The organism is Phenylobacterium sp. (genome assembly GCF_036723115.1).
Lineage (GTDB): Bacteria > Pseudomonadota > Alphaproteobacteria > Caulobacterales > Caulobacteraceae > Phenylobacterium.
In genome coordinates, this window is record NZ_DAIMHV010000099.1 from 1 (window position 1) to 9,916 (window position 9,916).

At 68.6% G+C, this 9,916-nt stretch carries 13 protein-coding genes, 1 tRNA gene and 1 pseudogene; all 15 read left to right on the top strand.

Translation table 11 applies throughout. The annotated features are described in order from the left end of the window. The first annotated feature begins 147 nt into the window (after window positions 1–147). Window positions 148–285: a hypothetical protein gene (locus tag V7D28_RS10730; protein WP_333587381.1), complete on the top strand. Its 138-nt coding sequence runs from the start codon at window positions 148–150 to the stop codon at window positions 283–285. Between the two features lie 86 nt (window positions 286–371). After that, window positions 372–1,676: a UDP-N-acetylglucosamine 1-carboxyvinyltransferase gene (gene murA / locus V7D28_RS10735; RefSeq protein ID WP_333587382.1), complete on the top strand. Its 1,305-nt coding sequence runs from the start codon at window positions 372–374 to the stop codon at window positions 1,674–1,676. Next, on the top strand, window positions 1,669–2,100 hold the full coding sequence (locus V7D28_RS10740; protein WP_333587383.1) for a DUF2948 family protein: 432 nt from the start codon (window positions 1,669–1,671) through the stop codon (window positions 2,098–2,100). The genes murA and V7D28_RS10740 overlap by 8 nt, the downstream gene beginning before the upstream one ends. A gap of 68 nt (window positions 2,101–2,168) precedes the next feature. Continuing rightward, window positions 2,169–3,452, top strand: a complete 1,284-nt coding sequence (gene hisD, locus V7D28_RS10745; RefSeq protein ID WP_333587384.1) for a histidinol dehydrogenase — start codon at window positions 2,169–2,171, stop codon at window positions 3,450–3,452. A gap of 143 nt (window positions 3,453–3,595) precedes the next feature. Then, entirely contained in the window at window positions 3,596–4,213 is a 618-nt protein-coding gene (locus V7D28_RS10750; RefSeq protein ID WP_333587385.1) for an SH3 domain-containing protein, read from the top strand. A gap of 150 nt (window positions 4,214–4,363) precedes the next feature. Next, window positions 4,364–4,840, top strand: coding sequence for a UPF0262 family protein (locus V7D28_RS10755; protein WP_333587386.1), 477 nt, complete (start codon window positions 4,364–4,366; stop codon window positions 4,838–4,840). A 6-nt stretch (window positions 4,841–4,846) separates the two neighbouring features. Further along, on the top strand, window positions 4,847–5,311 hold the full coding sequence (locus V7D28_RS10760) for an arsenate-mycothiol transferase ArsC (RefSeq protein ID WP_333587387.1): 465 nt from the start codon (window positions 4,847–4,849) through the stop codon (window positions 5,309–5,311). A gap of 147 nt (window positions 5,312–5,458) precedes the next feature. Beyond that, window positions 5,459–5,677 carry a translation initiation factor IF-1 gene (infA, locus tag V7D28_RS10765; protein ID WP_333587388.1) on the top strand — a complete coding sequence of 73 codons (219 nt, stop codon included), beginning with the start codon at window positions 5,459–5,461 and terminating at the stop codon, window positions 5,675–5,677. Beyond that, window positions 5,677–6,267: a Maf family protein gene (locus tag V7D28_RS10770; protein ID WP_333587389.1), complete on the top strand. Its 591-nt coding sequence runs from the start codon at window positions 5,677–5,679 to the stop codon at window positions 6,265–6,267. Before infA ends, V7D28_RS10770 begins: the two co-directional genes overlap by 1 nt. Beyond that, window positions 6,264–7,304 (top strand): ribonuclease E/G, encoded by a 1,041-nt coding sequence (locus tag V7D28_RS10775; RefSeq protein ID WP_333587390.1) that lies wholly within the window; start codon window positions 6,264–6,266, stop codon window positions 7,302–7,304. The genes V7D28_RS10770 and V7D28_RS10775 overlap by 4 nt, the downstream gene beginning before the upstream one ends. Next, window positions 7,301–7,483, top strand: a complete 183-nt coding sequence (locus tag V7D28_RS10780) for a DNA gyrase inhibitor YacG (protein WP_333587391.1) — start codon at window positions 7,301–7,303, stop codon at window positions 7,481–7,483. Before V7D28_RS10775 ends, V7D28_RS10780 begins: the two co-directional genes overlap by 4 nt. Before the next feature lie 72 nt (window positions 7,484–7,555). After that, window positions 7,556–7,631, top strand: a tRNA-Phe gene (locus V7D28_RS10785). Window positions 7,632–8,379: 748 nt separating this feature from the next. Next, window positions 8,380–9,264, top strand: a complete 885-nt coding sequence (locus V7D28_RS10790; RefSeq protein WP_333587392.1) for a MotA/TolQ/ExbB proton channel family protein — start codon at window positions 8,380–8,382, stop codon at window positions 9,262–9,264. A 5-nt stretch (window positions 9,265–9,269) separates the two neighbouring features. Next, window positions 9,270–9,701 (top strand): biopolymer transporter ExbD, encoded by a 432-nt coding sequence (locus V7D28_RS10795; RefSeq protein WP_333587393.1) that lies wholly within the window; start codon window positions 9,270–9,272, stop codon window positions 9,699–9,701. A 12-nt stretch (window positions 9,702–9,713) separates the two neighbouring features. Further along, window positions 9,714–9,916: pseudogene (locus V7D28_RS10800) on the top strand (energy transducer TonB); the annotation flags it as partial.

Here is a 9,916-nt window from a genome sequence, read left to right on the forward strand (position 1 = left end):
CAGCCTTACCAAGGATGCGCTCTACCACTGAGCTACGGCGGCGAAAGGCGAGGCGGGCGCTATAACGAACGCCGCGCCCCGCGTGAAGCCCCCAAATGCGGATTTCTCCGCCTTGACCGGCGGCGGGGGCCTGGGCATCGCTGGGGCATGAGCGAAAAGGATAAGGCCCCCACGCCTGAGGAACTGGCCCGCGAGGCCAAGCGGGCCAAGGCGCTGCGGGATAATCTGCGCCGTCGCAAGGCGCCGTCGCGCACGCCTCCGCCCGAGCCTGACAAGCGTTCGTGAGGCCCCGGCGTCTTTGCCGAACGGCCTGCGCGGGCTAGAAGGCCCTTGGGTGCATCGGCCGCGAGGTCGTGGGGAAAGGGCTCGGATTGGATCGTATCGCCATCGAGGGCGGCGTTCGGCTGGAGGGGGAGATCCCCATCAGCGGCGCCAAGAATTCGGCCATCAAGCTGATGGCGGCCAGCCTGCTGACCGACCAGCCCCTGCGGCTGACCAATATGCCCCGCCTGGCCGATACCCGCTTCCTGGGCCAGCTGCTGTCGCGTCTGGGCGCCCAGGTGGTGGAGCAGGATGGCCCCGACGGGCCTGAAACCCTGCTGCAGACGCCGGAGATCATCAGCGCCATCGCCCCCTATGACCTGGTCCGGCAGATGCGGGCCTCGTTCAATGTGCTGGGGCCGCTGCTGGCGCGCTCGGGCCAGGCCAAGGTCTCGCTGCCCGGCGGATGCACCATCGGCGCGCGGCCGGTGGACCTGCATCTGGAGGCCCTGCGCGCCCTGGGCGCGCACATCGACCTGCACGAGGGCTATGTCTACGCCCAGGCGCCGCGGGGCTTGAAGGGGGCGGAGATCGCCTTTCCCTTCGTCTCGGTGGGCGCCACCGAACACGCCCTGCTGGCCGCTGTCCTGGCCGAGGGCGAGACCGTGCTGCGCAACGCCGCCTGCGAGCCCGAGATCGTCGATCTGGCCGACTGCCTGAACAAGATGGGCGCCCAGATCACTGGGGCGGGCCTGGACACCATCCGCATCCAGGGCGTGGGGCGACTGCACGGCGCCACGCACGCGGTCATTCCCGACCGCATCGAGACCGGCACCTACGCCCTGGCCGCGGCCATGGCCGGGGGCGAGGTGCGCATCACCCGCACCCGCAGCGACTTCATCTCCAACCTGCTGGAAAAGATGGAGGAGGCCGGGGTTGACGTGATCCGGCACAATGACGGGGTGACGATCAAGCGCAACGGCCGCCGGCTGAACGCCGTGGAGGTCGAGACCGACCCCTATCCGGGCTTCGCCACCGATCTGCAGGCCCAGTTCATGGCCCTGATGACCCTGGCCGACGGGGTTTCGGTGATCCGCGAGACCATCTTCGAGAACCGCTTCATGCATGCGCCGGAGCTGGCGCGCCTGGGGGCCGACATCGCCATTCAGGGCGGCGAGGCCCGGGTGAAGGGCGTGGGCGGCCTCAACGGCGCGGAGGTCATGGCCACCGACCTGCGGGCCTCGGTCAGCCTGGTGATCGCGGGCCTGGCCGCCAGCGGCGAGACCACGGTGGGCCGGGTCTATCACCTGGATCGCGGCTTCGAGCGGCTGGAGGCCAAGCTCAGCGCCTGCGGGGCCCGGGTGCGGCGGATACCGGGGCGCGGGCCGGCTGGCGACGCGCACTTCGATGCCTGATCGCGATCGTCGGCTGAAGCTCCGCGCCGAGGACGCCCAGGACGTGGCCGTCGTCTCGGCCGCCCTGCAGGACGCCGTGGCCAAGCTGGGCGACATCCGGTTTGAGTCCCAGGGCCGCCGGCTGACCCTGGCGCTCAACCGCTATCGATGGGAGGCGGGCGGACGCGCCCGCTGCCGCAGCGCCCTGCAGATCGGATCGGTGCTCAAGGTCGAGGCCCGCCGCCTGCGCCGGGACGCCCCCGATGCGGTGGTGGAGTTGCTGGCCGTCGCTTTCGAGCCCGCCGAGGAGCCGCCGGGCGGCGTGCTTCTGCTGCAATTCGCCGGCGGCGGCGACCTGCGGGTCAGCGTCGAGTGCATCGACATGGTCCTGGCCGACGTCTCAGACCCCTGGCCGACCCCAAGGCGGCCTCAGCACCGCCCCTGAGGGCGAGGGGCCCACGGCCGTCGCCGCGCCCATGGCGCAGAGCGCGCCGGATCGCTAAATTGCCGCCCATGCGCCGATTGTCGTTCTCAGACCCCGATTTCGAACAGGCCTTCACCGATCTGGTGGAGGCCCGCCGCGACACCCCCGAGGATGTGGAGGCGATCGTTCGCGACGTGCTCCATGCGGTGCGCACCGAGGGGGTCGCCGCCCTGCTGCGCTTCGCCCGCCAGTTCGACAAGGTGGAGCTGGATGTCGACAGCCTTCGGGTCAGCGCCGAGGAGATCGCCCAGGGGGCCGAAGCCTGTCCGGCGGAGGTGCGCGAGGCCATCGCCTTCGCGGCCGACCGCATCCGCACCTATCACGAGCGCCAGCGGCCGGCCGACGCCCGGTTCGTCGATTCGGCCGGCGTGGAAATGGGCTGGCGATGGACGCCGCTCGATTCGGTGGGGGTCTATGTGCCCGGCGGCCGGGCGGCCTATCCCTCCACCGTGCTGATGAACACTGTGCCGGCCGCCGCCGCCGGGGTCGGGCGGATCGCCATGGTCACCCCGCCCGGCCGCCTGCAGCCCGCCGTCCTGGCCGCGGCCCAGGCTGCGGGCGTCACCGAGATCTGGCGGGTGGGCGGCGCCCAGGCCGTCGCCGCCCTGGCCTATGGCGCGGGTCCCATCGCCCCAGTGGACAAGATCGTGGGGCCGGGCAACGCCTTCGTCACCGCGGCCAAGCGCCGGGTTTACGGGGTGGTGGGGATCGACGCCCTGGCCGGTCCCTCTGAGATCGTGGTGGTGGCCGACGGCCTGAACCGTCCCGACTGGATCGCCGCCGACCTCTTGTCCCAGGCCGAGCACGACCCCGCCGCCCAGTCCATCCTGATCACCGACGACGCCGATTTCGCCGCCGCCGTCGAGGCGCAGGTGCAGGTCCAGCTCAAGACGCTCAGCACCGGCCAGGACGCCGCGGCCTCCTGGCGGGACCACGGGGCGGTGATTCTGGCGCCGCTCTCCGAAGCCCCGCGCCTGGTGGACCGGCTGGCGCCGGAACATGTGGAGTTCGCCGTGGCCGATCCCGACGCCCTGGCCGCCCAGGTGCGTCACGCCGGGGCCATGTTCCTGGGCCGCCATGCGCCCGAGGCCATCGGGGACTATGTCGCCGGCTCCAACCACGTCCTGCCCACCAGCCGGGCCGCACGGTTTTCATCCGGGCTTTCCCTGTTCGATTTCATCAAGCGGACCAGTTTCGTGAAGTGCGACGAGCAGGCCTTCGCGGCCCTGGGGCCTGCGACCGTGGCCCTGGCCGAAGCCGAGGGCCTGCCGGCCCACGCCCGTTCCGCCGCCCTGCGCCTGGGCCGCGGCTGAGGCGGGACTGAGGGCCGAAATCGGCGGCCCGAACCTGAACGGAACCTGTCGGCGCCCTTCAGGCGAGCGTTCGGGGCCAGCCTCTAAGGTCGTTTCATCAGGGCCACGACGGCCCCGGTCATAACGTCCGATGGAGGCAAGCAATGCCGAAGAAGAATGTTACCAAACTGGCCTCGGCGGCTGCGGCCGCCGCCATGGTCGGCGCCCTGACCCTGGGCGCCGCCGCGCCTGCCCAGGCGCAGAATTTCGGGGGCGTGCTGGGCTGTAACGCGCCCGGCGGCAAGCAGGAGGGCGGGGCCCTGATCGGCGCCTTGGTGGGCGCTGCGGCCGGCTCCAACCTGGCCAAGAACGACCGCACCACCGGCACGGCCCTCGGCGCTGTGGTGGGCGCCGCCGCCGGCTCGGCCATCGGCTGCAAGCTGCAGCACGACGACCAGGACCGCCGCTATGCGCAAGGCCACGGCTATCAGCAGCCGGCCACCTACGCCCACGGCGGCTATCGTCTGGACCGCAGCATCTCTCCGGCCAATTACGCGGGCGGCGGCGGCGCCATGATCGCCCGCAGCAACGTCAATCTGCGGGCCGCGCCGTCCACCAGCAGCGCCCGGGTGGGCCAGCTGCGCGCCGGCCAGCGTTTCGAAGCCCTGGCCTATGTCCGGGGCAGCGAATGGGTGCTGGTGGGCCAGAACGGCGTGGGCGTCGGCTATGTCCACGGCGCCTACATCCAGCCCGAGGGCTATCGTTACGCCGCCTGGCGCTGATCGAACCTCGCCGACCTTCCCGCGACTTCCGCCCCGCCGTCCTCAACGGCGGGGCTTTTTCGCTGTGGAAGGCGATCAACCTTCCGCGGCGGGATGACGACAGGGGGTGGTTTGCAATAAACCTCTTCCCGCTAGAACCTCGCCAGACTCATGGCCGACGATCAGACCAACCACCGCCTGCAGAGCGTCGAGATCGACCAGAACTCCCTGGGCGCGATTTCGCGCGACCAGGAGCAGGAGCGTCAGATCGCCATCTTCGACCTGCTGGAGGCCAACCACTTCGTGCCGGAGGGGGCGGCGGGCGGCCCCTACGACCTGCACATGGGGCTGATGGAGAATCGCCTGGTTCTGGATGTCCGGGGCCCCGACTACGAGAAGCGGCACATCCTCTCGCTTTCGCCGTTCCGGCCGCTGATCAAGGACTACTTCATGATCTGCGAGAGCTATTATCAGGCGATCCGCAACGCCACGCCCCAGCAGATCGAGGCCTTGGACATGGGCCGCCGGGGCCTGCACAACGAGGCCTCCGAGCTCTTGCGCACCCGCCTGTCGGGCAAGATCGAGACCGACCTGGACACCGCCCGGCGTCTCTTCACCCTGATCTGCGCCCTGCATCACCGGACCTGAGGCCCCATGACCACGGGTTCCGACGACCGCCCGCCCTTGCCCGGCGCCGTCCTGTTCGCCTGCAACTTCAACCGGGTCCGCTCGCCCATGGCCGAGGCCCTGGCCAAGGCCCTGGTGGGGGACCGGGTCTTTGTGGACAGCTGCGGCCTGAAACCTGACGGCGCGGCGGAGGCCGAGGGCGCCGACCCGTTCGTACAGGCGGTGATGGCCGAAATCGGCGTCGACCTGGCCGCCCACCGGCCCAAGACCTTCGATGAGCTGGAGGACGCCTCGTTCGACGTGGTCATCTCGCTCACGCCCGAGGCCCAGCACCGGGCCGTGGAGCTGGCCCGCCACAACGCGGTGGAGATCGAATACTGGCCGACCCACGATCCCACCCTCGCCGACGGATCGCGCGAGAACCGGCTGGCCGCCTATCGCGAGGTGCGCGACGATCTGGCCGCCCGGCTGAAGGCGCGCTTCCGCAGTTAGAGGCGCGGGAGCCACAGCGCTCGGCGGCTTTCAGCGGACCATCTACCGGCGGTTTCAACCTGGGTTATAATAACGCGCTGACGGCTCGCGCACCGATTCCAGGCGCGAGCCGTTCGTTTTGAGGTGTGCGCCCAATCTGGAGCCTGCATGGCCAAGGAAGAGCTGTTGGAATTCCCCGGCGTGGTAAGCGAAGTGCTGCCCAACGCCATGTTCCGGGTGAAGCTGGAAAACGACCACGAGATCATCGCCCACACGGCCGGCAAGATGCGCAAGAACCGGATCCGCGTGGCCGTCGGCGACAAGGTCCTGGTCGAGATGACGCCCTATGATCTGAGCAAGGGCCGGATCACATTCCGCGTCCGCTGATGGCGCCGGCGTCCCGGCCCGGCCTGATCCTGGCCTCCGCCAGTCCCCGGCGCCTGGATCTTCTGGCCCAGGTGGGCGTGCGCCCAGACCATGTGACCGCTTCGGACATTGATGAGGCCGAGCTGAAGGGGGAGACCCCGCGGCGTCTGGCCGTGCGCCTGGCTCAGGCCAAGGCCGCCGCGGTGGCGCAGGCTCATCCCGACGCCTTTGTCCTGGCCGCCGACACCGTGGTGGCCCTGGGCCGCCGGGTTCTGCCCAAGGCCGAGGATGCGGCCACGGTGGCCGACTGCCTGGCCATGCTGTCGGGGCGCAGCCACCGGGTGCTCACCGCCGTGGCGGTGGCCGCGCCGTCTGGCCGCGCCGCCCAGCGGCTGGTGGAGACGCGGCTGGTCTTCAAGCGCCTGACCCCGGACGAGATCGATGACTATGTTCAGTCGGGCGAGGGCCTGGGCAAGGCCGGAGGCTACGGGATTCAGGGCCGGGCCGGGGGCTTCGTGCGCGAACTCCAGGGTTCCTATCCCGCCGTGGTGGGCCTGCCGCTCTATGAGACGCTTTGCCTTCTGGAGGGCCTCGGCTATCGGAGGCCATGAGCCGACGCATCGCCTTTCTCGATGAAGGCCTCGGGGAGACCCGCGGCGGCCTTCTGCTCGATGGACGTCCTGAACGCCTGATCCTGGATCGTCCGGGGCAGGAGCCGCGCCTGTGCTTGGGCGCGCGGCTGAGAGCGCGGGTGCGCGAGGTGGAGCCCGCCCTTGGTCTGGCCTTCCTCGATCTGGGCGGCGGGGCCGAGGCCAGCCTGGTCTTCAAACCCGACAGCCGCCCGCGCCAGGGTCAGGCCCTGGAGGTGGAGATCCGCAGCGAGCCGCGGGAGGGCAAGCTCGCCACCGTCCGCGTGATCGGCGAGGCCGAAGGCGCGCCGGAACTGTTGGCGCCGGCCCCGGACCTTCGCCATGTGCTGGAGATGCTGGCCGGGGAGGGGGAGCTTCTGACCGGCGCGGCCGCCCGCGAGGCCGCCGATCTGGCCGAGGCCGAAATCCTGGAGACCATCCATCCCTTGCCCGGAGGCGGCAGCCTGGCCATCGAGCCCACCCGGGCGCTCACGGCGGTGGATATCGATGTGGGCTCTCGAAAGGGGGCGGAGGCCAAGAAGGTGACGCGGCAGGCCAATATGGCCGGACTGGCCGCAGCCGCCCGTCTGCTGCGGCTGAAGGGGCTGGGGGGGCTGGTGGTCATCGATCTGGCCGGCCGGGGCCATGACGGGACCGCCCTGCTGGGCGCGGCCCGCACCGCCTTCGCCGCCGACAATCCCGGGGTCTCCATCGGACCGGTGAGCCGCTTTGGGACCCTGGAGATGACCCTGCCGCGACGATCCAGGCCCGTGATCGAACAATTGCGCGACCCCGACGGGCGCGTGTCCGCCTTCACCCTGGCCCAGCGCCTGGTGCGTCGCCTGGAGGCCGAGGCCCGGGCCGCCCCGGGCGCCCAGCTGGTTGGCCGATGTGCGCCCGCTGTGGCGGCCGCCGCGGCCCCGGCGCTGGAAGCCCTGGCCGGCCGCGTGGGTCGCCGCTTCGTGGTGGAGGCTGATCCGACCGCCCCCTGGGATCTGACCGAGGCCTTCGCCCGATGAACGCCAAGCCGGCCAAGGGCCCAGCCTGCCCGATCTGCCAGCGGCCGTCCGTGCAGGCCTTCCGTCCCTTCTGCTCCAAACGCTGCGCCGACGTGGATCTGCAACGCTGGTTCACCGGCGCCTACGCCGTTCCGGCGGTGGAGGCCGACGACGCGCCGGCCGAGGATGACGGGGTCTGACAAGTTTGTCGGCGGACGCTGGACTTCGGACAAACCCTCTTCTATAGAGCCGATCCCGCGCCGCGGCGCAGCGCCTGGGTAGCTCAGTTGGTAGAGCAGCGGATTGAAAATCCGCGTGTCGGTGGTTCGAATCCGCCCCCAGGCACCACTTCCCCTCCAAACCTGAACTGACGGGTCTGACCCCGGCGATGGCGACCGTGACGCTGTCCGGGCCGGGAGGGGCGCCTTCAACCCCGCATCTATGTTTCGAACGGCCCCATCCTGAAGTTATGACCGGGCTCGTCGCGACCGCGACGAGGCGCCGCGGCGCCTGCGCCACAGGGGAGGGTGATTCCCGTCGCAGAACCGTCGCAACGCCTTGACAGGCTTGGGTCCGGAGCCCATTTCGCCCGCGTCGGCTGCGCCTGTGCATTTGCTGGGCGGCGGGGGGCCTGCTTCCTCCCTAAAATGACCAGCTTTGACCAAACTCCGTTCCGTCAGGAATGCTGCGATGCAGCAATATATTTCTTTGTTGAGTTGAAAAACTCCAACTAATGCTGACGATACAGATGCTGCGGTGCATCAATACCGTAATTTCTGAAGCACTTCCCTACGCTTAGCTGGCCCCTGCGGCACTTGACGCTCCGTTTGGGGGTTGCCAAAGGAGCCTCGCCGCACGTCTAACTTTGCGGTGAGGGTCCGCTGTCCGAAAGGCCTGCGGTCTCGCCTCGCCCTTCGCGGCGTCGATCTTCACACGAATGTGGAAGAGAGACGCTACGGGTCGGGTGCAGCGAAAGCGGTTACGGTCTCGGCCGGCGCAAGCCGACCCGGGTCCGGACTTGTTCAACTAGGGTGGAGACGCTCTCGCGCGACGACCCTCGGTCCAAACGTGCTAGACCATTAGGAACTGGCGACAGATGCTCGACAATAAACGGAAGACCCCCTTCATCGCTCTCATTGGCGCGGCCGCGCTGGTGATGAGCGCGCCGGCGTTCGCCCAGGACGCCGCTCCGGCCGATCCGGCCGCCGCCGAAGCCACCACCACTGAAGCTCCTGCCGCCGAACCGGCCCCCGCGCCGGAACCCGAAGCCGCCGAAGAAGCGGCCGGCGGCGCCCATGAGCTGACGATCACCCAGATGTTCCTGGACGCTCAGCCGGTCGGTAAGGCCGTGCTGATCGGTCTGGCTCTGGCCTCGATCTTCTCCTGGACCCTGCTGATCATGAAGCTGATCGAGTTTGGCAGCCTTGAACGCCAGACCAACCGCTTCCTGGAATCCTTCCGCAGCGCCAAGACGATCAACGACGTGGGTCGCGTGGCCATGTCGGACGACTTCGAAGGCAACCCGCTGGCCGACATGGCCGCCGCGGCTGTCCAGGAAGTCGAAGTGTCCCGTCAGGCGGGCCTCGCCATCACCGGCGAACACCGTGAAACCACCATCGGCCGCGCCATGGCCGCGGTGAACGGCGTGCAGGCCCAGATGGCCAAGCGCCTGTCCAACGGCATGCAGTTCCTGGCCTCGGTCGGTTCCAACGGTCCGTTCATCGGTCTGTTCGGCACCGTGTACGGGATCATGTACTCGTTCATCGGTATCGCGAACACCAACACGACCAACCTGGCCGTCGTGGCGCCCGGTATCGCTGAAGCCCTGCTGGCCACGGCCATGGGTCTGGCCGCCGCTATCCCGGCCGTTATCTTCTATAACTACTTCCAGACCCGGATTTCGGCTTACGGCGCTCGTACCGAAGGCTTCATTTCTGAACTGATGAACGTCATCTCCCGGCAGCTCGACAAGGGGGCCTAAACCCAATGGCCGCTAAACTCTCAGGTTCTGGGGGTGGCAAGTATCAGGTTGAGCAGAACAGCGAAATCAATGTGACGCCCTTCGTGGACGTCATGCTGGTTCTCCTGATCATCTTCATGGTGGCGGCGCCGCTGGCCAGTGTGACGATCCAGGTCGCTCTTCCGCCAGCCGTCGCTGAGCCTTCCCCGAACCCACCAAAGCCGGTCTATATTTCGATCCAGTCGGACGGCCGCCTTTACATCGGTGACTTTGAAACCGATCTCTCGGCAATGGGCGACGATCTGCGATCGAATATCGGTCGACGGAACCCGGAGAAGGAGCGGATCTTCATCCGCGCCGATAAGGACACCATGTATGGTGACTTCATGGGCGTGATGAATACGCTGCAAGACAACGGGTTCTACAGCGTGGCGCTCATCGGCGAACAAGAAAACTGAGGGGGGTGACGAATGTCTGACACCAGCGACACCGTTCACGTCCACCACAGTCCCTTCGACGCTCCGCGCAAGAAGCGTAGCGCCGGGGTCATCGCCGCGATCGTCATCTCCGTCGTGGTCCACATCGCGCTTGGCATCTACCTCTACAAGGCCAAGTTCGAACCCACCTACCGGGAGTACTCGGAGGATGTGACCGAGGTCGAGCTGATCAAGCC